Here is a 23,193-nt window from a genome sequence, read left to right on the forward strand (position 1 = left end):
TTTGATGGGCAGCTTGCTTCTTTTCTATATCTATGTGCTCAAAGCATGTGATTATGTACTTAAGTGCAAGAAAAAGACGTAAGACTTTATTCCCATAAAATATTTAGGAAAATGATGAAAATACTCTTGTCAACTTTCCTCACTTCTGCTTATAATGACATTAAGAGTTTCACGATATGTTAATAAACATAACATAAGAGGGAGTGGGGTACATGAGAAAGAAATGGTTGGTTTCAATGTTAGCAATGCTTACTTTATTAGCTTTTCCGGTAAGTGCATTCGCAGCTGCGGAGGGTCCAAGTAATATTGAACTTCAAAGCGGCCTGAACTCGGCTTTTACGTTCCTGGCTGTAGTGCTGGTGTTCTTTATGCAGGGTGGGTTTGCACTCCTTGAAGCGGGCTCAACACGAATGAAAAATGCAGGTCACATTGCGGGTAAGACGATTTTGACATTGGGCATTTCAGTCATTGCATTCTGGGCGCTTGGTTTCGGCCTAGGTTTCGGTAACGGGAACGGATTCTTTGGAACAACCGGTTTCTTCATGAGTGGAGACAACATGGCAGCTTCCTTCGAATCACTCGCTTTCTCCGATGTTCCGCTAACGATTAAATTTGTATTCCACCTTGCATTTGCGGCTGTTTCCCTGGCTATTGCCTGCGGGGGTATGGCAGAACGTGCAAAGATGAGCGTATATATTGTGTTTGGTACACTGTACACCATTATTATGTATCCGGTAGTTGCTCACTGGGTATGGGGCGGCGGCTGGCTTGCAGAACTGGGTATGCAGGACTTCGCAGGTTCCACCGTTGTCCACTTGACAGGTGCAACGGCTGCGCTGGTAGCTACTATCCTGCTGAAACCTCGGATCGGCAAATACAACAAAGACGGTAAACCTAACATCATTCCAGGTCACAACCAAGTATATTCCGTACTCGGGGTCATTATCCTCTGGATCGGCTGGTTCGGTTTCAATCCAGGTAGTACGCTGTCTGCCATGGGCGAAGGATTCTTCGGTTATGTGGCGCTGACTACCAACGTGGCTGCTGCGGCGGGTGGTGTTGCTGCTCTGTTGATCTCCTGGGCAGTTCTTGGAAAATCAGATATCCCGAGCATGCTGAACGGGGTGCTTGCGGCACTCGTAGCGATTACTGGGGCATGTGCTTTTGTAGAACCTTGGGCAGCTCTGGTTATCGGTGCACTTGCAGGTATCATTACATTCTTCACGGCTCAATATTTTGATCGTAAAGGCATTGATGATCCGATCTATGCGTTCTCTGTACACGGTATCGCTGGTATGTGGGGGGCCATCTCCACAGGTTTGTTCGCTACACCTGAACTTGCCGAGAAAGTAGGCGTTGGTCAAGCGGGACTGTTCTATGGCGGTGGGTTCCACCAACTGGGCGTGCAGTTGTTAGGTCTTGTAGGTGCATTTGCTTTCGTTCTTGTGATGTCCTTCATTATTCTCGGGGGCATGAAAGCTGTCATGGGCATTCGAGTTACTGAAGAAGAAGAAACGATGGGTCTCGACCTTAGTGAACACGGTACGTATGGATATCCTGAGCAAATGAAGCATGCAGAATCCAAATCGGGCGGTACGTTCAGCTCCTGAGGTGAATCATGATTGAAATTGCTTCAAGGAGGCTGGATATGATGGAACCTATCTCCATAACAAACCATTCCTGGTCTTATCAAGGGATCGATGGTGCGGCTTCTGCATATGAACTGCGCCAGACACGCGTCATCCTCCAGAGAGAGCTCCAGAAATCACTGTCCGCTTCCTTGTCGCTGGTAGAATGGTACGAGACGGTAAATGAACTGCATGACCGCATTGCACGGAAAGCAGTAGAGTTATGCATTCAGGGGATGGTAGAGGAGGGCTTTGGCCAGCCTCCCGTCCCCTATGCCTTTATCGTATTCGGAAGCTCCGGCAGGGAAGAGGCGACATTATGGAGTGATCAGGATAATGGCATGATTATCAGTGATGCTCCGCACGAAGGAAAAGAGGAGTATTTTGCTGAACTGGGAAAACGTATAACTGATCTTTTGGAAGAACTGGGTTATGCCAAGTGTGAAGGCAAGGTGATGTGCTCGGAGCCGCTCTGGCGTAAAACGCTGGCATCCTGGAAAGAGCAGCTGTTTGAGTGGAGCTCTGATCTGAACTGGGAGCCAGTGCGCAACCTGATCATTGCTTCCGATATGCGCTGTATTGCAGGGGAGGCTGATCTGGCAGAAGAATGGTTTGCGAGTTTCTACGAACAGTTCCGCCGGATGCCGGGGCTCTCCGATGCGGTGCTTCGTAATACGGTGAAACATAAAGCGACGTTGAACATACTGGGTCGTGTTGTTACAGAACGGTTTGGTGAACATGCCGGGGGATTTGATATAAAATACGGTCTCTATATTCCGCTGGTCAACAGTGTCAGGTTTTTGGCGCTGCAGCACGGAGTTCAGGAATCATCAACGATAAAACGAATGGAGAGACTGTCTTCGCTTGAAGCAGTGCCATTCCCGTTAATGGATGCGTGCCAGCGCGCGTTTATGTCTGCTTTGAAGCTTCGCCGCAGCACGCCTGTTGTCATCCGGCAGGACCTGCAGCAGAGCAGTGGTTTTCTGGATGAGAAACAGATGAAGCAGAAACGGATCCATTATGATCTGAGAGAGACACTGGGACTAGTCAAGCGAGTGCATCGTGCTCTGCAGCGACAGCTGCGTTTTGCAGAAAGGAGACGTCCATGAGAGAGCCGGCAAGGGGCAGTACTGGATTTTGGAATTCGCTGCGACAGGGAGGGGTTCCTTCCGCTATCGCTTCCATTATGGGAGCCCCTACGGCGCAGCATATGGCGTTTATCCGTTCCATGATGAGGGAGCAGCGCAGGCCAGAAGTGCTGCATACACCTCTAAACGAATTGGATGCAGTTGTTTTTGACTTGGAAACCACGGGGTTCTCTCCCCAGCATGGAGATGAGATTCTGTCCTTTGGGGCGGTACGTATTCGAGGCGGTGCTCTACTGGAAGAGGAATCGTTTTACACGGTGGTGCAGTCCAAAACGGCAGTACCCGAGCATATTACAGAACTTACAGGCATTACACAGCAGATGACGGAAGAAGCTCCAACGCTGCTTGAAGGGCTGCACGATTTCATGTCCTTTGTTGGCGGAAATGTGCTGGTTGCCCATGCGAGTGCGCATGACCGGGCCTTCCTTAACGCAGCGTTATGGCGCACATCCAAGGTCAGGCTGACTCATCGTTTAATTGATACGATGATGCTTGCCCGCTGGCTTGAACCGACGAGACAGGGATATGGCCTGGATGAACTGCTCGAATCCAGAGGTATTCCGATCTATGGGCGGCACCATGCGCTTGAAGATGCCAAGATGACAGCGCAGTTATGGTCCTGTTATCTCAAGGATATGCAGCGTAAAAACATTGAGACATTGGGTGATCTCTATGCGCGGTTAAGTCACGCATAGGAGCATGGGTACCAAGCTGTAGAAGGATGAAGAAGCAGCGCTGCTGCCTGGTATTTTTCCCTGCGATTTAATTTCATAAGCGTTCAGTACCATATGGAGTGCCGCTTCGCCTGTAGGTGTAATTGAAGGATCAGGTGCGCCGATTAAATAGGTCTGTAACATTCCGGCAAAGTTGGGGAGGTCCTGCAGGTCCTCTTGCGAAGGAATGGGCAGTGTGCGCGGGTGAGTGTGAAAAATGCCAACGATAGTGAGTTCAGAGAAAAAACATTGGATCCATTCCGTTTGATCCAGGAAGAAGTGATGCAGCGGGTCAGGCGCTACGTTACGAATGGGCTGAAACCGACTGATTCGTATGCCGCCCGCTGCGGATTCACCCAGCACAACCCCGCAGGCTTCCTGCGGCAGTGAAAGATGCATGTGCCTGAACATTTCCTGTTCCACCGAGCGGGGAAGCATTAGGGTATTTTGCTGCCCATGAAGTGCTGCCACATGTATTCACCCCTCTCTCTTTGGCTCCTGCTGATGCAGGAGTCCTTTTTCATTTTATTTTGTTCCATCCGGATTGTAAAATTTTAAGGGAAAAGGGTACAATATGATAAAGAAATGCTGAAAAACAAGTGGAGACATTATGAATGAACAAAGAGGGTGGCGAATGATGAAACGTAACATATACATACTGCTTGGAGTCGTCCTGCTTGTTGGGATTGCTTTGGCTCAAAATGCGGACAATGGTATTGCTGCTGTTTTCAAGCAGGAGGAGCCCCTGCCTACAGAAACGGGTCCTAAGGCAGGCTTGCTGGCTCCGCCATTCTCGCTGACAGGATTGGATGGGAGAACTTACAGTGTGGGTGGGGCAAAAGAGAAGGCGACCTTTGTGAGCTTCTGGGCGTCTTGGTGTGAGCCCTGCAAGCAGGAAGCCCCTGAACTAAACCATTTGGCGCTAAAATATAAAGATAAGCTGGATCTGTATGGTGTGAATGTCACCTCATATGACAAGCTTAGGGATGCGAAAGCGTTTGTGGATAAGTACAAGCTGACATTTCCAATCCCGCTGGACGAAAAAGGAACGGTGTATGCCCAATATAACGGGGTAGCCTTTCCCACAAATGTACTGATTGATTCGCGCGGAGTCATTCAAGAGGTCGTACTGGGGATACTGCCTGAAAAAGAGCTGGAGAAAAAAATCAAAAAGCTGATCGCAAACTAGGATGTGTTTGAAAACGCTGAAGGAAGCCCGATTTACTGAACTTTCGTTCCGCTCAAGGAAGTTTACCGCAGGCGTACAGGTGCACATCAATGGAAAGTGACGCAGCGGTTGGCAAAAAGAGGATAGAAACTACACTGCAGTAGGTTTCAAGACACACCCTATAATTTCGTTCGTTCTCATGTAATATAAAAAGCTTCTGCCCCATGGATTATGGCTGCAGAAGCTTTTTGTATTTTCCGGGAAATAACAGGCAGCATGGCTGGATTTCTAGTGATTGATTAACCCGTGAGTGGGAACTGAAAGGGAATCCGGTGCGTTCTGTATATTTTCCTGAAGCAGGGCATACCTGAAGCTGTGAACAAGTGCTTCCCAGCTTGCTTCAATAACGTTCTCGGATACGCCAACCGTATTCCAGGTATTTTCCGTATTTTTGGATTCAATCAATACTCGAACTTTGGCTGCTGTGGCATCCTTCTCATCCAGTACACGTACTTTGTAGTCTGACAAATGCATATGAGCGAGCGAAGGGAAGTACTGTACTAGTGCTTTCCGGAGTGCGTTATCCAGCGCATTGACCGGGCCGTTTCCTTCTGCTGCGGTATATACACTTGTACCTGCAACATTAAGTTTGACAAAAGCTTCAGATACAACGGATTTGCCAGCCGTTTTTTCTACTAGCATTTTGAACGATTCGAATGTGAACAGTTCTTTCATATCTCCGTTAGCTTCACGAATTAACAATTCCAGTGATGCGTCAGCACCTTCGAATTGATAACCTTGATGCTCCAGATCCTTGATTTTTTCGATGATTTGACGTGAGTTCGCACTGCTTGGATCAAACTCCAGTCCCAGTTCCTGTGCTTTGGACACGATATTGCTCTGACCCGCCAGCTCGGAGACAAGCACGCGCTGTTTATTGCCGACCAGTTCAGGTACGATATGTTCATAAGTCCGCGCATCCCGCAGGATAGCGGATACGTGAATTCCCCCTTTGTGAGCAAATGCAGCATTGCCGACATAAGGTTGGTTTATTGGCATATTCACATTCGCAATCTCGCTGATGTAACGGGCGACATTGGTGAGCTGTTTCATGGAATCCTCAGACACACATTCGTAACCAAGCTTCAGCTGCAGGTTTGGAATAATGGAAGCAAGATTGGCGTTGCCGCAGCGTTCTCCATAACCGTTCATCGTGCCTTGAACCTGACGAGCCCCGGCTTGTACAGCGCTAAGGGTGTTAGCGACAGCCAGTTCACAGTCATTATGGGTATGAATACCGAGATGTGCATGAGGGAGTGTCCGATGCAGACTGGATACGATCTCATGAACTTCGTGCGGCATCGTTCCGCCGTTGGTGTCACACATGACAAGCCAATCCGCTCCGGCTTCATGGGCCTTAGTCATGACAGCTTGTGCATACTCGGGATTATGCTTGAATCCATCGAAGAAGTGCTCGGCATCAAAGATGACTTCCATGCCGTTCTGCTTCAGGTAGGCGATCGAATCATAGATCATGGATAGGTTTTCTTCAAGTGTGGTCTGCAGTGCGGTATGCACATGGAAATCCCATGATTTTCCGACCAGCGTAGCAGCCTGTGCCCCGGATTCAATTATTCGCTTCAGATTGGCATCTTCACTGGCGATACTTCCTTTACGGCGAGTGCTTCCGAATGCAGCAACCTTGGCGTTCAGATTCAGTTCCTTGACCCTTTTGAAAAACTCAATATCCTTGGTGTTGCTGCCGGGAATTCCGCCTTCAATATAATGAGCACCGAGATCATCCAGCTTTTTGGCAATTTTGAGTTTGTCATCTGCGGACAAGCTGACCCCCTCTCCCTGTGTGCCGTCACGTAAAGTCGTGTCGAAGATGGAAATGGCCTTTGACATGAAGATCCTCCTTTAAGGTAAAGCGCTTTTTTATCAGTTTTTGATGGAGTAGTTGAGAAGCTGGTAAGGACGTTAATGGATAAACCCTTCGATGAAGCACCGCTACACTGTGTTAAACTGGTATGATGGATTTGTCCCAAAATCGTGAATTTGTATAATGAATTATTATAACACCATTATAGCCAAATGCTACATCGAATTCGCAGGTTAACGTAAACATTTGCAGAATGAAGTGTAAGAGAAGCATGATGGAGGCTGAACAGGCTTCTTATGATATCCTTATTAAAGGTTAAATTTTTTTATGAATGAAACGTTATATATATGGAAGGAAGGGGATTCGGATGACCATCGTATGGGAGAATGTTCTAATTGCAGTTGTCTTTCTTGTGGGCATTGGTCTGGTTCTAAGGGCGATTTTTCGCAATAACAGTAGAAGATGAAAATAAGATATTCCCGATTGTAAGAACTCCATCTGCAATGAATTTACATATCGATTTTGATATAATGTATAGATGCTGTACACTTGGGGCTTTATAACTTGAGAAGTGAGAAATGCCCAAGATACACATGAGTATATCGATGTATGCAGCGGGTTAACGCTCAGGTTTAATATCTTGAGGGTAGAAAGGGTGGGGGGCGTGAAGTCTTCAGACGGCAATCCTCCAATGGATGTAAGTGGGTATTATCCGGCAGCTGGCCGAGTGATTCTGCATGTGGACATGAATGCATTCTACTGTTCGGTTCATGAAGCAGAAGAGCCGGAGTTATACAGAGGGAAGGCGACGGCGGTTGCCGGAAGCAGTGAGCTTCGCAAAGGGGTTATCGTGACATGTTCGTATACAGCCCGTAGCAGAGGCATATCGACAGGCATGGTTGTGCAGCAGGCGATGAAAAAATGTCCTGATCTCATCGTCATCCGTCCAGACTTTCACCTATATCGGCAGTACTCGAGAGCTTTTATGCAAATTGCCTATAGTTATACTCCTCAGCTGGAAGCGACCTCGATTGATGAGTGTTATCTGGATATTACGGGTTCGAAACAATTCGGTACACCCATCGAGATTGCAGAACAGATGCAGCGGAGAATCCGGGATGAGCTTGGCCTGCCTTGTTCCATTGGGATTGCGCCGAACAAACTGCTTGCCAAAATGGCTTCGGATCTGAAAAAACCCAACGGTATATCGATTTTACGAATGAGAGATGTACCGCGTATTTTATGGCACAGACCGTGTAACGAGATGTTTGGTATTGGTAAAAAAACGGCTGAGAAGCTTAAAAAGCTGGGCATTGATACAATCGGACAGCTGGCGAAATCCGATGAGAAAATGCTGACAGACTTATTCGGCATTAATGGAACATGGCTCAAAAATTCGGCGAACGGCATTCATCACTCTCCTGTAGTGGCTGAGCGTGAAGCCAATAAATCCATTGGCCATACGACGACACTGCCAGCGGATGTCTCTGAGATGAATGATATCCACCGGGTATTTTTGAACATCAGTGATCAGGTCGCTCGTAGATTGCGCAAGCACGAAATGCTGAGTCAAGGCATTCAGATTACGATTCGTACTCCAGACATGAAAACGATCACGAGGTCAAGAATGATGGATATTCCCACAGAGGATGCTGCGGTGATATATCGTGAGTCCTGTCAGCTCTTTGCAAAACACTGGGGAAATGGAAAACCAGTACGAATGCTTGGAATCACGCTGCAAAATTTAATTCCGCGTGAGGAATCGGCTGTGCAGCTGGATTTGTTCGAGTATGAGCAAAAGCCGAAAAAGGAAAGTTTGATTCGAATTATGGACCAGTTGCGGGATAAGTTTGGTGAGAATGCTGTCGTGACTGCAGGCATGCTGGGCGATGATCCTTCCACATTACTTCGCAACCATAAGGTAAGGGGAACGTCATTGCAAAAAGATAACTTGCAAAGTTTGGACTAAATAGGGATAATATAAATTTGTGGTTGCTGTAATTTGATTTGTAATTATTCTAACTTTGTATTAATATGTTTCTAGATAAAAACACGGTTCGTGGTGAATCCTAGGAGGAGAGATTGTATAATGAGTAAATATACTTGGGTCGAAAAAGACACATGCATCGCATGTGGCGCTTGTGGAGCGACAGCTCCAGATATCTATGATTATGACGATGAAGGTTTGGCAGAAGTCATTTTTGATGGTGATGCTAACCAAGGGATCAAAGCTATTCCTGACGATTTGTTCGACGATATGCAGGATGCTTGCGATGGATGCCCTACAGATTCGATTAAAGTAGCGGACGAGCCTTTTAATAAAGAAGGTTAATCTTTTCTTAAATAATATACATTAAAGCACATTTTTGTCCTGGAGACATGAGATGTGCTTTTTCTTTTGATCTGGATGATTAGTACCAGGTGCTGAAGTCCTATGCATTTTTTGCCCTTGGATGCCGATATAACATTCTATAAGTTCAAGGCGGAAAAGTGGAGGATTAGATGCAGAATACGGATCTGAGGTCATATGTCAAAAAACATCCGGATAATAAAATGGCATGGTACCTGCTTGGCAAAGAGTATTTGGGCGAAGGACAGGAAGCAAAGGCCAATTATTGTTTCCAGCAAGCGGGCGAAGTGTATGAAGCCTTTGAACGCAGTAAAGCTCCTGCGGATATATGGATGGATTACCAGGAGAAGCTGGTAGAGATGTCGGAGCAAAAGGAGAAAAAGAGGCGCAGGCGTAAAATGGGGCTGACGCTGCTGATGCTTCTGCTGTTAGCGGGTCTGCCGCCAGCGGATGCCCCTGGAGCGAATATGAAGGCTTCCCACGCCCTGTCCGAAGCTTTGGAGCCAGAGAATGACACACCGGAGGCGCAGTCTGTAGACGAGAAGCAGGAAGCAAAAGCAGGTTCATTGGAGAGCAGTGTGTTCACTGCGGCGGCCTTAGGTGGGGGCAATGATGGAGGTGCAGCACTTGCTGCCGCATGGTCCGGTTCGGGTGCTGGCGTTACAACCACGGCTGTACTAGGCATGCAGACAGCGGATGCATGGTCTGTCTGGAAGCGGGACATGCCGGTGAAATACATTATGCAGACAAACCCCAAAGGCAGGCTTACGGCTCAGAGTTATGATGCTGAACAATGCAGCTGCAAACCTCCTGAAGTATCTTCCAAAATCAAACGAATGGCCCTTGCCTGGACAGCCAGACAAGAAGCTGCAGCGGCTTTATCGAGTGCAATCATCTCTTATCATAAACAGAACAAAACGTGGCCGAAGAGTGTTACAGCCCTTGCACAGCCTTTTCCTAACAACATTCTAGGAGAAACTTCAGCCGAGATGAGCGAGATGTTTCCGCAGCTGTTGGCAGTGCATCAGAATAAGGTTCAAGTGAAAGACGGAAGTTCCGGGGGGAAAGGGAAAACGCAAACTTCCGACTCGCCCGAAGCCAAAGAGTCTCCGTTTGCTGATACACTTGGCGGGCAACCGTTTTTGGATAAACCATTTGAGATGGTCATAGACAAGAGTAAACACAGGCTCGCTCTGATTAGCGGTGATACGATCGTTCGAATGTATGAAGTCGGTCTTGGGGGAGAGCGGACGCCTGAGGGTTCGTACGTCATTACGGACAAGGTTGTGAATCCGAATGGCCGTTCCAATGGAGAGTTTGGCAGTCGAGGTATGCAGCTTTCGAATACGAATTATGCCATCCACGGGACTAATGAGCCTGATAGCATCGGACTGGACGAGTCCCTTGGATGTGTGAGAATGCGCAAAGCGGATGTAGAGGAACTGTTCGCTCTCGCTCCGCAGGGGACTCCGGTGCGCATCGGTAAGGATCTGCTGCCAGAGCTTACGTCTGTGCCAAAAACCGAACAGCGGTATACGTACAAACTGGTTCCCCAGCAGAACAATCCTAACAAGACATATCACTGGTTAAACTAGTTCTGCAATTCATCCTGCGCATTTCGGCATGTCCATCCATTTTCCGTTTTGCCGAGGTCAGATGTGCAGGGATTTCGGTTAGTCCTGCTGCATCATCTACATATTGGCAATAATAATCAGAGCACCAATAATAATGATCAAGCCGCCAACACTGGCTGCTGTCCATATGATGGCTTTGCGATTAACTTCTTCTTTCTTTTGCTGCAGTGCAGGCGGTTTACGTTTCTGAGCCATGTTTTTTCCTCCTTAATATGTATCGAACTGGTCTAGGTAACCCTGCTCTCATTGTAAAGAATTCAGATCGTTATTTCCAGTAGGTGGGTTGATTTCTTATGTATATAAGGCCTGATTTGAAATTTGTTTGTCTATGCGCAAATGTCTTTCTTTTTGAGTAAGAAACGGCTAGACTTATGTGTAGGTTTTTTACATATAAGAGACGGGGAGCGGCTATATGGCGTACCGGACTAGAACGGAGTGAGTGATTTGTTATACAAAAGTCTTGCTAAACCTTTATTGTTCAAAATGGACCCGGAACAGGCCCATCATCTGATCATCGGTGGTCTTAGTGGTGTGGGCAGGGTCCGTCCGGTTCCGTCCGGGCTGCGTGTGATTTACGGTGTCCGTGAAACCCCGGATCTGGCAGTCGATATGTTCGGTTGTCATTTTCCTACACCGGTTGGTCTTGCTGCAGGTCTGGACAAGAACGGACAGGCTGTAACCGGCTTTTCCTCCATCGGATTCGGATTTATGGAAGTGGGCACGGTAACACCTCTGGCACAGTCCGGTAATGAACAGCCGCGTCTGTTCCGTTTGCCGCCAGATGAGGCCCTGGTGAACCGAATGGGCTTCAATAATCTGGGGGCAGAAGCAATGGCAGGCGAGCTTGCGCGTCTTCAGGAAAGACCGATTCCCGTCGCGGTTAATATCGGCAAAAACAAAGTAACTCCAAATGAGGAAGCTCATCTGGATTATGCGAAGTGCATTCGGGCGTTATATAATTATGCTGACCTGTTTGTAGTGAACATCAGTTCACCAAATACGCCGGATCTGCGTAATCTGCAGCATGGGAATGAATTAAAGGAACTGCTTGCTGCCGTGATGAGCGAGATGAACAGTCAACAGGCTCAGGCTGGCGGAACAGCCAAATCTGTACTTGTCAAAATAGCGCCTGACGTCAATGATCAGGAACTTGAGTATATGGTTAGTACGATTGCTGCAAGCGGGGTGTCGGGTATTATTGCAACGAATACAACGATCAGCCGTGAAGGTCTTTCGCACCAGCATGCGAAGGAAGCAGGCGGGCTGAGCGGCAGGCCGCTGCGTGAGCGTTCAACCGAGATTATTCGCCAGGTTTACAAACAGACAGAGGGCAGGCTTCCCATTATTGGCTCAGGCGGTATTTTTACAAGTGAAGATGCTTATGAGAAAATTAAAGCCGGGGCAAGTCTGGTGGAAATCTATACTGCTCTGATCTATGAAGGGCCAGAGGTCAACCGCCGCATTCACGCGGGACTGCGCGAATTACTGCGGAGGGACGGTTACAGTCATATTTCAGAGGCTGTCGGTGCCGATCACCGTTAAGCAGCGATAAAATCCCCAGAACTGGAATGATAGAAGCAAGGAAGAGTGTATTATGGATCGGGACTCTTCCCCCCGGCAAACATCATGTATAATGGATAAGAACAGGGGATGCTATAGAGACAGGAGGCTTAACCATGGACGGTAGAGACTGGGGTACATTTTTACTTCCTTATGAACAAGCGGTAGAGGAATTGAAGGTCAAGTTCAAGACGATGCGGGCCGAACTAAAGAAACGGGAAGAGTATGCCCCGATAGAATTCGTTACTGGCCGTGTCAAAAAAATCTCCAGCATTCTGGAAAAATCAAGACGCCTCAATGTGGCGCTGGATGATGTGGAAACAGGCATCGAGGATATTGCTGGTATTCGGATCATGTGTCAGTTCGTCGATGATATTCGCCGGGTTGCCGAATATATCAGGGCAAGGAAGGATCTGACAGTCCTTATTGAAAAAGATTATATTACTAACTTCAAAGAGAGTGGTTATCGCAGTTTCCATATGATTATTGAGTATCCGGTACAAACAGCCTTGGGTCAGAAAAAGGTGCTTGCCGAAATTCAGATTCGGACGCTGGCGATGAATTTCTGGGCAACGATTGAACATTCCTTAAGCTATAAATACCGGGAAAGCCTTCCGGATGATATGAGAGCAAGATTGAAGAAAACGGCAGAGGCTGCATTCGTTCTGGATAATGAGATGTCAGCGATTCGCCTGCAGATTCTGGAGGCACAAAAGGCGTTCGAGGATGACTCTAATATTGTGTCTAGAACACTCAGCATCATTCAACAGCTGTATTTCTATCATCTCGTTCATGAGGCGATTGAAGCACAGCGACGATTCAATGACTGCTGGGAACGGAATGATATGGAGGGTCTTAAGGTGCTGCTGGATGATGTGAAGAAACTTCTGAACAACGCCAGAAAGGGCGAAAATCCCGATGAGCAGCTATGAACCGCTCTACATTGATTATTTGATTTATTTTAATCGGGATCAGGACTATTTTGAGTGCCATGAGGTGCTCGAGGAGCTGTGGCTCGAATGTGACCGTGACCCGCTGTATAAAGGACTGCTGCAGATTGCGGTGGGACTCTATCATTACAGAAACGGTAATTATCGCGGAGGTCTCATGATGCTGCAGAGTTCACTCGACTTGCTGGCTTCGTTTCCAGACGTTATTCTCGGAATCCGGCTCGGAGAGCTGAGAGAGGATGTCCGAGAACTCGTTAGGGAGCTGCAGCAAAATGAATGGAGTTTGCTCGAATATCGGGATTTGTCCATCGCCATTGAGGATAGTGCGCTTACCCAATTGGTGCAGAACAGATCGCTGGAGTTGAAGCCCAATGTTCCGCAGCGGCGAAGTCCGACCAGAGGACGGATATATGAAGAGAAAATGAAGGCGCTGCAGCAGGCTGCTTCAGTGAACGACCCTGAGAATACGAATAAACATGCAAATAATTAGGATGACGTATCCTATGTCTTGTATACAAAACACCCCGACAATTCCAATGAAGGAATTATCGGGGTGTTTTTGGTTAGTGCGGTTCAACTTTTAGAAGGCGCCGCACTGGTTTTGTACTTTTCAAAAAACTGCTTATAATCGTCTAGTGAATAACCGTTGTCGCTTCCATTCTCTTTCAGACCGCCAACCATCCGGTCTTTCTCCACGCCGTCCTGGTAATAGACCAATGTTGGTGTGAATTCAATGTTGTAATCTGTCCAGCCGGATTCAAACTCACGCAGGTTAAACTGCGGAAGCTTAATACCCTCACTGTCCACAAGCGGCATTAACTGCGGTGTCGTTGCACGGCAGTGCGAGCAGTCGGAAGCGAAGAAATAAACAAAGAAGCTGTCCTTATTATCTATTCTGGCTTTCAAGTCAGCTGGCAGAATAATTTGTTGATAGTTAGGATCATCAAGCAGTTCCCGTGTAGCCGGATTAAGCTTGGAAGCGGCAATGCCATATGCGTTTTTCACACTATCCATCTGTTTTTTGGACTGTTGGTTTACGAGAACAAGCGCAGCAAGCAAGACGACTAAAATACCGAGAAATATTAGGATTGAGGCGCTCTTCTTTTTCTTCTTGGAATTCATTGTTCATCCCCCATTATTCATATCAAGATATCGTTGAGGCAAAAATCAAGGCTGGGGTAATATGCATAAACAACCGAATTTTTGCTCATAAAACAGTCTATTAGCATTATACTACATTACACGCTGTAGTGGAATACACATGATAGGATAGGCAAGCAAAATCAGGATATGATAACATAGAGCAATATGTCATTTTAACAGGATAGGATGAGTGGAACTATGGCTGTACAGCTGCCTTTGGGTTTTGCAGAGCGGATGCAATGTCTGCTTGGCGAAGAATTTGAATCTTTTATGAAATCGTATGAACAATCACCGCATGCCGGACTTCGAGTAAATACACTGAAAATATCAAAGGAACAATTTGAAGACATTGCTCCTTTTGAATTGAGACCCATTGCGTGGTGCGAAACCGGATTTTATGTATCTCACGGGGTGAAGCCTGGTCTGCATCCTTATTATCATGCAGGTTTGTATTACATTCAGGAACCGAGTGCGATGGCACCCGTTGAACAGTTGAAAGTACAACCGGGAGACCGCGTGCTTGACTTATGTGCGGCTCCTGGGGGGAAATCCACTCAAATCGCCGCCAAGCTGCAGGGCAGGGGTGTGCTTGTCACAAACGACATTCATGCCGAGCGGACCAAAGCACTTGCCAAAAACGTCGAGCTGTATGGCGTGAGAAATGCAGTAGTGCTGAACGAGTCTCCGGGGCGCATTGCGGATGCATTTCCCCATTACTTTGATAAAATTCTAATTGATGCACCCTGCTCAGGCGAAGGGATGTTCCGCAAAGACGAAGACATGGTGAAATCATGGGAACATCACTCCGTGGAGAAATGTGTGCTGATGCAGCGGGATATTCTGGAAACGGCAGCGCGTCTTCTGGCTCCGGGAGGTACAATTGTTTATTCGACCTGCACCTTTGCGCCGGAGGAAAATGAGGCGATGATTGCGGAGTTTCTGAAGATGAATCGGGACTTTGCGGTGGTGCATATTCCGAATACAGCCGGTTTTGCCGCGGGCCGTCCGGAGTGGGTGCGCAAGATGCTGCCGATCAAGGCTGCCGAAACAGAAGAAGTACTGGATCAGACACGCGGCACAGCCCGATTGTGGCCCCATAAGTTAGAAGGAGAAGGTCATTACGTTGCCGTGTTAAAACATCGTGAAGTAACTGAACTTGGCACAGGATGCTCCGAAAAACGTATTGATGAATTTAAGAAAGAGTCCGATAAAGAAGGTGATGAAGAAAGGTATGCTGCTGGACAAAACGAGCATGAGTCTGCGCTGCTGCATGAATCAAGTGAGGATCGTTCCTTTTTACGATCGGCTTCGCTTCCCATAACCAAAGCCGATCGTAAAAAGGAACGTTTGTTACGAGTAGAATCAAGAGAAGGCAGTGACAGAAGCACTCGTGCGGGCAAACATGCGGGTAAACCTGGCAGGAAAGGAAAAGAGGCAGGAGGACGAAGGTCTGAACGCGGACAGGGACGAGGTGCTGATCCGAATGCAGCTGATCCGCTGACGGTGTACAGTCAATTTATAAAAGATAACCTGGATATGCAGCTTGAAGGGGAAACGGTATGCTATGGAGATCGGGTGTACCAGTCGGCAGTAGGCGCTAATCGTCTGGAAGGATTAAAGGTTGTTCGGCCCGGGTGGTTCATGGGCACGATCAGGAATGGACGATTTGTGCCTTCTCATCCGCTGGCCTGCGCTCTGCACGCAGCAGAGGCGCAGCGAAGCGTAAATCTGTCCTCTGCTGACGGAGAAGCGGTGAGATACCTGAAAGGGGAAACGCTGAACATCGAGCAGCAGCGGCTTAACGTACACCCGGAAACAGCCCCTAAGGGTTATGTTCTTGTATGTATTGATGGATATGCAGCTGGCTGGGGGAAATGGCTGGATGGTGTGTTAAAGAATGAATATCCTGCGGGATGGAGGTGGACATCGATATGAGTGGGAAAGGAAAACAAACGCAGCGCCTGGACAAAATATTGAGCCATATGGGTGTAGGGACACGAAGCGAGCTCAAGAAAATGGTGAAGCAGGGGCGTATTTATGTGGATGGCAGGGCGGTAAAAGACAGTGGAATCCAGGTTAATCCGGAAAATCAAATCATCGAAGCGGATGGTGAGCGCATTATTTACCGGGAAATGATCTATCTGATGCTGCACAAGCCGCCGGGCGTCGTATCAGCCACGGAAGATGCTCGTGATAAAACGGTGCTGGATCTGCTGCGCAGGGAAGACCGGATCTTTCAACCGTTTCCGGTGGGGCGGCTGGACAAGGATACGGAGGGACTTCTTATTTTGACAAATGACGGTTCCCTTGCCCATGACCTGTTATCCCCTCGCAAGCATGTCCCCAAAACGTATGAAGCAAACGTGCTGGGGAGAGTGGATGAAGAGGACGTGAAGCGTTTCGCGGCTGGAGTACGACTTGATGATGGTTACGAGACGATGCCGGCCGAATTGACGGTGCTTGGGTACGATGAAACAGAAGCAGGCACGGTATCACGGATATCGCTTGTCATCCATGAAGGCAAATTTCACCAAGTGAAACGCATGTTCCAGGCTGTCGATAAACGTGTGATCTACTTGAAACGTGCAGCGATGGGGGAATTAAAGCTGCCTTCTGATCTCGCGATGGGAAGCTACCGCGAGTTAACTGCAGCTGAGTTGACTTGTTTACAGCAGCATGGTGCAGCCAACTAAAAACACAGATGGGAATGAATATCATATGACGTACAAATTGATTGCGCTGGATGTAGACGGAACATTACTGAATGATCATCACGAGCTGACCGAACGGACACAGGAAACATTAATTCAGGCTTCGCGCCAAGGAGCCGAAATTGTACTCTGTTCAGGCCGCGGCCCGGGAAATACGATCCCTTTTATGAAACAGATGGGGCTGGATGGTTATGTCATTACTCACAACGGGGCAGTTACTGCGCAGGTGGAGACACGGGAAGTCATTCATCAATTTTCATTGGATACCCAGGGGCTTGACCCTATTATGACGTACTGCCGTGAGAATGGTGTGCACTTTGATATTAATACGGCCTTTGGACTTTATGTGGATCAACCCGAAGGTTTGGAGCTGCAGGTAAGGCAGATGTACTACAATTTTCTGGCCGAGCCGCTCAAGCTTCCGCGATGGGCAGATATGAACGAACCGCTTGCCAAGTTTACAGCGTTTGGCCCAATCGAGCAGATGGATATGGTTCAGCGTGAATGGTCTTCATGGAATCTGCCGTATTATATGACGCGCAGTGGTGATTTTTTCATTGATTTGATGCATCCTGAAGCTTCCAAAGGAGCAGCACTCAAAAGGCTTGCAGATTCCAGAGGTATTGCGTCTTCCGAAATTATGGCGATTGGCAACTATTTTAATGATATTACGATGCTGACGTTTGCCGGAAAAGGAATCGCAATGGATAACTCTCCTGAAGAGGTGAAAGCAGCGTCGGATGAAGTGACCTTGTCCAACAATGATGAAGGGGTGGCGCACGCTATTCATAAATATATTTTGTCGGTATAACGCCTTCTTCTTCCTGCTGCCTGATCTACGAATATCGAAGTATTGGACCTGCGAAAATGCACAGCACCTCATAAACTATTGTCTCCATGGACATCCTAGGAGAATACGTTAGGAATGAGGAGGACTGGCAATGAAACAGATCGATATAATGACGGATCTGCGCACCGCAAATGGTGAAGTGCAGGATATTATGGTGGATGACCGATATGCAGGTTCCCTCTTGCTTGTATACAGGGAAGGGGAACGTCTTTTGGGCAGCCTTCAGTTGGAACAGGAATCTATAGAAGATGCGGATGAACAGATCATCATAGACAAGGTTCATGCTTATGTCCGTTCGCTTTCAGATGCGGTAGCTTCATCTTACTATGAAGTTTTGGTGAGTTGCGGCACGCTGCATTCTGTCCTGCAGCCATCGGATATGGATGAACAGGCTGCGTGGTCTTCCCAGAGTACAGCATCTGCTGAAGACCATCGGGAGTATGACGAAATCCGTTACGATGATGCACTGCCAGAAGGTGCGAATGTGATTCCTGCATTCCAGGATGAGTCTTTTACATACGAAGACCGCGAACATCTGCTGGAGATGGAGATGGTAAGTGCCGGTCGTAACATATCCACCTATGTGTTCAATGATGCTGAGGGAGAAGAATTGGCAGAAGCCGCGCTAAAACAGTATGGAGCGGATGCACGGGGAGAAATTCACTGGTACGATGAACCTGATGAAACGATACAGGAAGCTGCAGCAGAGCTGCTTGTAAGAGAACTGGACGAGGAGATCATTGATACAATCACGATTCGAATGTGGCATCAGGGGAATGAGCTGCAGACTTTGGAGTGGGTGCATCGTGATTTTTCCGAAGAGCTGCTGGACGACAGTGATGAAGACAACGAAGAAGTTGAAGATGAGAGAATGCTCGATCCAAACGCTGCATTCACGGATCTGGAAGATACGGAACTGGAAGATGCGGAAGAAGCGGGTTATGTCATGCTCAGCAGCAGGGACAGGGAGTTTAGAATATATGATCTGTTCATTCAAGAGCGTGGGGGACTTCCGGTAGGTACAGCGACCATTGATACGTCATACTCGGATTTGACAGGTTATATGGATTATGATGTGCCTGGTACAAGTGTGCAGCGAAAAGCGCTGGTGGACGTGCTGATGCGGGAGTTGAACAAAGAGATCGAATTTGACTCGCTGCATCTCACCATGCTGTATCGCAATCAGATTATTGATGAAGCCAGAATGGAAGGGTAAGAGGCGGCAGCCTTTTATCCTTCTTTTTTTATACTTTATGAATAGATTATTCATTTGATTTTGACGAAAAATGGATTTCCCGGTATAGTACGATTAGTTAATTTCGTATACTTTAGTATGGAACAAGGAGGGGCATGATGACGCATTCATTCACAATACGCAGCCAATACATAAATAACGGATTCCAAGCTGTGCAGGCACAGCCGGAGGATACAGAAGAGGTGCGCTCTCTGCTTGTTGAAACTGCTTCATGGCTGAAAAGTCAGGGCTCCTCCCAATGGAATGCTCTGCTTCAAGGGCAGGATTCCCATGATACACCTTCCGCCATTCGGCGGGGCGATGTATTTGTTTTTAAAAAGGAGGCGGAGATCGCGGGAATGGTCATTCTTATGCAGAAGCCAAGTCCTTGGGATCACAAGCTGTGGGGAGATAAGGCCCATGCCGAGGATGGAGCACTTTATCTGCATCGTCTGGCCATTCGAAGAAAGTATGCTCGAACAGGTCTGGGGCAATCCATTTTGGAATGGTCCAGCAGCGGGATACAATTCGAAAAAAAGTCTCTCGTTCGACTGGATTGCGGGGCTGACAACGTGACGTTAAATGCCTTTTATGCAAGAAATGGTTTCAGTTATGCAGGTGGGCAGGATGGATTCAGCATTTACGAGAAATCGATTGAGTTGTAGAGAATATGGAATGTTTAGTTATAAAATGTAATAAACAAGTAGCCGGAAGCTGACAAGCTTGCCCGGCTTTAATGATATAACGACCATAATCTGCCTGCAGCCAAGAAGAGTATGTAATATAAATAATGGACTTCTGCATGAAACGTTCGCTGAATATGTTGTATATACGACTTCGTAATTCATACAGCAAAATGGTAGATGTTCGAGCTTTTCTATGTCATAATGAACAGTGATGGTATACAGTAAAATGCATGAAAATACATTTTTTCCTATGAAGTACTGAGGTGGGAAACCCAGCGCGCTTTACTGAACATATGTTCTGATATATCATAAATGAATGTAGAAGAAGAGAAATCAAGCTGGAGAGGGGGATAATGACGTTGAAATTGTTACAGGCTCTATTCTTTCCTCCGGAGCAGCCCGGAGGTGTATCCTCTATGATTCCATACCTGCAGGAGAGGTTTGCGAGCCCGAGATGGGAAATGGATCTGTTTTCTTTGCCGAAACGTATTCGTAATAAAGGCCGGGAGGAAGTACATTTTGAGACGTTTGATTGGACCGTCTACGGAGATAGTCCTGTGGTTCAGAAATATATACAGACGTATCGCGACTACCTGTGGTGGACCAAGCTTCGTATTCAGAAGCCCTATGATCTGATTCATGCGCATCATCCTATTGCAGGACTTGCAATGAAATCCGTTTTTCCTGAAACTCCGCTGATTCAAACGATTCACTCCAGTTACGAACGAGAACTTATTCTTAACAGCCGGATTGAGCCAAACGGATTGGAGCATCAGTTCCTGCTTGCCATCTATGGGGAACTGGAACATCGCGCAGAACGGCTGTTGACAGTATCGGATTCATTCCGGCGATATTTGAGTCCCTATGTGAAACATCCCGACAAAATCGGAATTATCCCGAATGGTTTTGACGAGAAACGCTTCAAGCCGATCCCTCACGAAAATGCAGTTCCGCAGCTGGTCACGGTGTGCCGTCTTGTTCCCGCTAAAGGTTTGGATATTTTATTCAAGGCATGTGCGGAACTGAAGGACAGAGGTCATGATTACGTGCTTCATATTATCGGTGACGGCCCGATTCGACCTGATTTGGAGGAGCTGGCACAGCGTCTGGGAATTTACAACGAGACGATATTCTATGGATATACGCTTCATCCTGAGGAATTTATGCCGTTCTTTGATGTGTTTGTACTGCCATCACGAGCAGAAGCCTTTGGTTCAGTGTTTGCTGAAGCAGCATTGAGCTGCCTGGCTCTTATAGGTACAGATGTGGGAGGAATCCCTGAACAGATTGAAGATGGAATTAACGGGCTGCTCGTACCACCCGAAGATCCATCTGCCTTGGCTGATGCTCTTGAAAAAGTGATGCTTGACCCCGCATTCCGCTATGAACTGGCTCGTTCAGCTTGTGAGAAAGCGAAGACTCATTACTCTCTCGGCAGATCAGTGAATGAATTAAAAAAGATGTATCTGCAATTTGAGGCACAGGCCTGAGTATAGCAGAACTATGAAACATGCCGCTGTAGCGATACAGCGGCTTTTTGTACATATAAGAAATTTTACCGCATCCAATCATGCGGTTTTAACGCCAGTTCCTGAACAGCATTCATAAATAATGCTGCGTGGTAACCATCACAAACGGAGTGATGCACTTGTAATGATAAGGGTAAGTATATGGAATCGTTTTTATTCTCAAATTTTCCTGCTGTAACAATGGGCAGAAGGTAACGGTTGTTGTTGTTAATATTCAAGTTGAATCCAGTAAACGATGTCCATGGAAGGATCGAAAGAGAAAACATATTTTCAGGCATAGGTGTTTTGGGGAATAATTTGCCGGAACCGCTATACTTTTCCGTATCATCAAGGTAAGCCAGGTGAAATGTGTTGAAATCATGGGTTACCTCAGTGCAAATCGCAGAGAATGATTCGGATGTCTGATCAAAAATCGTATAAAGCGGTTCTAGTTTATCCCAATACCCTACAGATCCTTCCTTATTGTAACCCGTCCGAAAAGCTTGGTGTGAATTAATAACCTGGGTGACTAAGAAGATAAAAGCAGGATAGAATCGATATTTTTTTTGTTTTATCAGCCGATATAATACACCGATATCCATTTCTTTCGTTAAGCTAAAACTCGTATTTTGGTTCATATAGTGATGAAAGATCTCAGTTCTATTCCAGTCATCAAAATCGATTTTGTTAAATTTCATTTTCATGTGCCTCCTAAATTTTTGTTAGAGCGAATTCAGGAGGCGAACTTGTCTGTTTTTTTCATAACAACAGTCCTTTTTCAAGAGTCATGGATCATTGTAATTATAACATAAACATATCGGCTTAAAACGGCCTCGACGCCATCAGTTAGGTGTATTTCGTCCACGTAATGTGCCCCAGCGATCCATAATCAGTTTGCCCGCCCAAAAGAGGGCCATACATCCGAAAATCGGATAGAGGATGGACAGAAGGGAACTGAAGCCGAATTGGCTCAAGGAGTAACACAGCATCATAATGACGAGCGTAATTAATCGGGGATGAACGTTAATATGCTGTCTGAGCTGCAGGGTCATACCATAAATGTCGGCCACAAACGTCGTGAAAATTTCCATAAAAATAAGCGTGACATATACCGACTGCACAATCCATCCTAATTGAAAGGCAAGGCTGCCCATCGGGATCTCGAACTGGACGATGCCGGGCATCTGCGCCGACATGGCAAAATGAGCTGCCATCAGCATAAAACCTACGCCGATTCCGCCTGCAATTCCGCCCCATTTTAATGTATTGCGATGACGGATCTGGTTGCCAACAGGAACAAGTACCGCTTGAGCGAGAGCAAGGTTAAATGCGGTGTAGAGCAGTGGGGATATCCATACCTGAAGGGGATTGCTGTCGGTTGTCAGGGTGAGAAAACGCAGTGCACCAGGGTGATGGACCGTACTAAAAATCATAAGCAGGGACAGCAGGAGCATCATGGGCACGACAATACTGTTCATTTGCAGAATAGCCTGCATGCCCCGTCCCAGAAGCAGATAAGTGCCAACCAGTGTAATGATTAACCCTGTTTGATAATGCAAACCAAGATGCTCCATAAAAACAGAGCCTGCTCCGGCAAGCATGACACTATTGACCCCGATCAGAACGATAAGCGTTATCCACGTAACCCATTTACCAGCTTTGTGGCCAAACAGATGTTTGTTCAGGTCTTCATATGACCGGGAACCCGTATCATGCGCAATAAGCATCATTTTAGTGCCGAGCCAGACAAAGAGCATGGTGGACAAACCGATGGTGATTGTGGCCCACTTGCCATACTGGGTAAAAAACTGCAGTATCTCCTGCCCTGTGGCGAAGCCGGCTCCGACAACGGTTCCGATGTAAGTAAATGCAATCTGCAGCACCCGGAATGCCTGTTTCATGTGTTACCCCTTTCAGGTCCCTTGATTGATTGGACATGCGGGTACCATAGTACAAGTTATGCTTGACCTATTAAAGTCATGACAGCAGCATAAGTTACAATTCTAAAATATGGATGGGATATGGACA

The 23,193-nt window shown here is 47.1% G+C and carries 22 protein-coding genes; 16 read left to right on the forward strand and 6 right to left on the reverse strand.

Translation table 11 applies throughout. From position 1 onward, the window contains the following. Nucleotides 1-212: 212 nt before the first annotated feature. The 3 genes from MKY97_RS10130 to MKY97_RS10140 are packed head-to-tail and all read left to right on the forward strand — an operon-like array spanning nucleotide 213 to nucleotide 3,471. The gene (locus MKY97_RS10130; protein WP_342555313.1) at nucleotides 213-1,610 is read left to right on the forward strand and encodes an ammonium transporter; all 1,398 of its coding nucleotides are present in this window, start codon (nucleotides 213-215) and stop codon (nucleotides 1,608-1,610) included. A 38-nt stretch (nucleotides 1,611-1,648) separates the two neighbouring features. Then, nucleotides 1,649-2,737 carry a DUF294 nucleotidyltransferase-like domain-containing protein gene (locus MKY97_RS10135; protein WP_342555314.1) on the forward strand — a complete coding sequence of 363 codons (1,089 nt, stop codon included), beginning with the start codon at nucleotides 1,649-1,651 and terminating at the stop codon, nucleotides 2,735-2,737. After that, nucleotides 2,734-3,471, forward strand: coding sequence for an exonuclease domain-containing protein (locus MKY97_RS10140; RefSeq protein ID WP_342555315.1), 738 nt, complete (start codon nucleotides 2,734-2,736; stop codon nucleotides 3,469-3,471). Before MKY97_RS10135 ends, MKY97_RS10140 begins: the two co-directional genes overlap by 4 nt. Here MKY97_RS10140 and MKY97_RS10145 read toward each other — a convergent pair. Then, nucleotides 3,457-3,960 carry a M67 family metallopeptidase gene (locus MKY97_RS10145; protein ID WP_342555316.1) on the reverse strand — a complete coding sequence of 168 codons (504 nt, stop codon included), beginning with the start codon at nucleotides 3,958-3,960 and terminating at the stop codon, nucleotides 3,457-3,459. The genes MKY97_RS10140 and MKY97_RS10145 overlap by 15 nt on opposite strands. A gap of 163 nt (nucleotides 3,961-4,123) precedes the next feature. Between MKY97_RS10145 and MKY97_RS10150 the strand changes: the two genes are divergently transcribed. Further along, nucleotides 4,124-4,678: a TlpA disulfide reductase family protein gene (locus MKY97_RS10150; RefSeq protein ID WP_342555317.1), complete on the forward strand. Its 555-nt coding sequence runs from the start codon at nucleotides 4,124-4,126 to the stop codon at nucleotides 4,676-4,678. 267 nt (nucleotides 4,679-4,945) lie between these two features. Here the strand turns inward: MKY97_RS10150 and cimA are convergent, their stop codons facing one another. Then, entirely contained in the window at nucleotides 4,946-6,565 is a 1,620-nt protein-coding gene (gene cimA, locus MKY97_RS10155) for a citramalate synthase (RefSeq protein WP_342555318.1), read from the reverse strand. A gap of 665 nt (nucleotides 6,566-7,230) precedes the next feature. On the opposite strand from cimA, the gene MKY97_RS10160 reads away from it, so the two are divergent. From MKY97_RS10160 to MKY97_RS10170, 3 genes are all read left to right on the forward strand, one after another. Beyond that, nucleotides 7,231-8,508 (forward strand): DNA polymerase IV, encoded by a 1,278-nt coding sequence (locus MKY97_RS10160; protein WP_342556293.1) that lies wholly within the window; start codon nucleotides 7,231-7,233, stop codon nucleotides 8,506-8,508. Between the two features lie 120 nt (nucleotides 8,509-8,628). Continuing rightward, entirely contained in the window at nucleotides 8,629-8,871 is a 243-nt protein-coding gene (locus MKY97_RS10165) for a ferredoxin (protein WP_062322102.1), read from the forward strand. A 170-nt stretch (nucleotides 8,872-9,041) separates the two neighbouring features. Beyond that, the gene (locus tag MKY97_RS10170) at nucleotides 9,042-10,484 is read left to right on the forward strand and encodes a L,D-transpeptidase (RefSeq protein WP_342555319.1); all 1,443 of its coding nucleotides are present in this window, start codon (nucleotides 9,042-9,044) and stop codon (nucleotides 10,482-10,484) included. A gap of 96 nt (nucleotides 10,485-10,580) precedes the next feature. Here the strand turns inward: MKY97_RS10170 and MKY97_RS10175 are convergent, their stop codons facing one another. Next, complete coding sequence (locus MKY97_RS10175; protein ID WP_342555320.1) at nucleotides 10,581-10,718, reverse strand: hypothetical protein; 138 nt, start codon at nucleotides 10,716-10,718, stop codon at nucleotides 10,581-10,583. A 249-nt stretch (nucleotides 10,719-10,967) separates the two neighbouring features. Here MKY97_RS10175 and MKY97_RS10180 point away from each other — a divergent pair, with 249 nt between their 5' ends. The 3 genes from MKY97_RS10180 to MKY97_RS10190 all read left to right on the forward strand — a co-directional run bounded on the left by MKY97_RS10180 (nucleotide 10,968) and on the right by MKY97_RS10190 (nucleotide 13,523). Then, nucleotides 10,968-12,065: a quinone-dependent dihydroorotate dehydrogenase gene (locus MKY97_RS10180; RefSeq protein ID WP_342555321.1), complete on the forward strand. Its 1,098-nt coding sequence runs from the start codon at nucleotides 10,968-10,970 to the stop codon at nucleotides 12,063-12,065. Between the two features lie 134 nt (nucleotides 12,066-12,199). Continuing rightward, nucleotides 12,200-13,015, forward strand: a complete 816-nt coding sequence (locus MKY97_RS10185; RefSeq protein ID WP_342555322.1) for a GTP pyrophosphokinase family protein — start codon at nucleotides 12,200-12,202, stop codon at nucleotides 13,013-13,015. Continuing rightward, entirely contained in the window at nucleotides 13,002-13,523 is a 522-nt protein-coding gene (locus tag MKY97_RS10190; protein WP_342555323.1) for a DUF309 domain-containing protein, read from the forward strand. Before MKY97_RS10185 ends, MKY97_RS10190 begins: the two co-directional genes overlap by 14 nt. Before the next feature lie 83 nt (nucleotides 13,524-13,606). Here MKY97_RS10190 and MKY97_RS10195 read toward each other — a convergent pair whose 3' ends face one another. Beyond that, nucleotides 13,607-14,155 carry a thioredoxin family protein gene (locus MKY97_RS10195; RefSeq protein ID WP_342555324.1) on the reverse strand — a complete coding sequence of 183 codons (549 nt, stop codon included), beginning with the start codon at nucleotides 14,153-14,155 and terminating at the stop codon, nucleotides 13,607-13,609. Nucleotides 14,156-14,374: 219 nt separating this feature from the next. Here MKY97_RS10195 and MKY97_RS10200 point away from each other — a divergent pair, with 219 nt between their 5' ends. From MKY97_RS10200 to MKY97_RS10225, 6 genes are all read left to right on the forward strand, one after another. Further along, the gene (locus MKY97_RS10200; protein WP_342555325.1) at nucleotides 14,375-16,111 is read left to right on the forward strand and encodes an RsmB/NOP family class I SAM-dependent RNA methyltransferase; all 1,737 of its coding nucleotides are present in this window, start codon (nucleotides 14,375-14,377) and stop codon (nucleotides 16,109-16,111) included. Beyond that, entirely contained in the window at nucleotides 16,108-16,869 is a 762-nt protein-coding gene (locus MKY97_RS10205) for a pseudouridine synthase (protein WP_342555326.1), read from the forward strand. Before MKY97_RS10200 ends, MKY97_RS10205 begins: the two co-directional genes overlap by 4 nt. A gap of 25 nt (nucleotides 16,870-16,894) precedes the next feature. After that, nucleotides 16,895-17,698 (forward strand): Cof-type HAD-IIB family hydrolase, encoded by an 804-nt coding sequence (locus MKY97_RS10210; protein WP_342555327.1) that lies wholly within the window; start codon nucleotides 16,895-16,897, stop codon nucleotides 17,696-17,698. Between the two features lie 130 nt (nucleotides 17,699-17,828). After that, nucleotides 17,829-18,953 (forward strand): hypothetical protein, encoded by a 1,125-nt coding sequence (locus MKY97_RS10215; RefSeq protein WP_342555328.1) that lies wholly within the window; start codon nucleotides 17,829-17,831, stop codon nucleotides 18,951-18,953. 134 nt (nucleotides 18,954-19,087) lie between these two features. Next, nucleotides 19,088-19,636 (forward strand): GNAT family N-acetyltransferase, encoded by a 549-nt coding sequence (locus tag MKY97_RS10220; RefSeq protein ID WP_342555329.1) that lies wholly within the window; start codon nucleotides 19,088-19,090, stop codon nucleotides 19,634-19,636. A gap of 380 nt (nucleotides 19,637-20,016) precedes the next feature. Continuing rightward, nucleotides 20,017-21,147: a glycosyltransferase family 4 protein gene (locus MKY97_RS10225; protein WP_342555330.1), complete on the forward strand. Its 1,131-nt coding sequence runs from the start codon at nucleotides 20,017-20,019 to the stop codon at nucleotides 21,145-21,147. A 65-nt stretch (nucleotides 21,148-21,212) separates the two neighbouring features. Here the strand turns inward: MKY97_RS10225 and catA are convergent, their stop codons facing one another. Both catA and MKY97_RS10235 read right to left on the reverse strand, forming a co-directional pair. Then, nucleotides 21,213-21,863, reverse strand: coding sequence for a type A chloramphenicol O-acetyltransferase (gene catA, locus MKY97_RS10230; RefSeq protein WP_342555331.1), 651 nt, complete (start codon nucleotides 21,861-21,863; stop codon nucleotides 21,213-21,215). 144 nt (nucleotides 21,864-22,007) lie between these two features. Next, nucleotides 22,008-23,066 (reverse strand): hypothetical protein, encoded by a 1,059-nt coding sequence (locus MKY97_RS10235; protein WP_342555332.1) that lies wholly within the window; start codon nucleotides 23,064-23,066, stop codon nucleotides 22,008-22,010. Between the last annotated feature and the right edge of the window lie 127 nt (nucleotides 23,067-23,193).

Origin of the sequence: Paenibacillus sp. FSL R7-0652 (assembly GCF_038595045.1) — a bacterium.
GTDB lineage: Bacteria > Bacillota > Bacilli > Paenibacillales > Paenibacillaceae > Paenibacillus.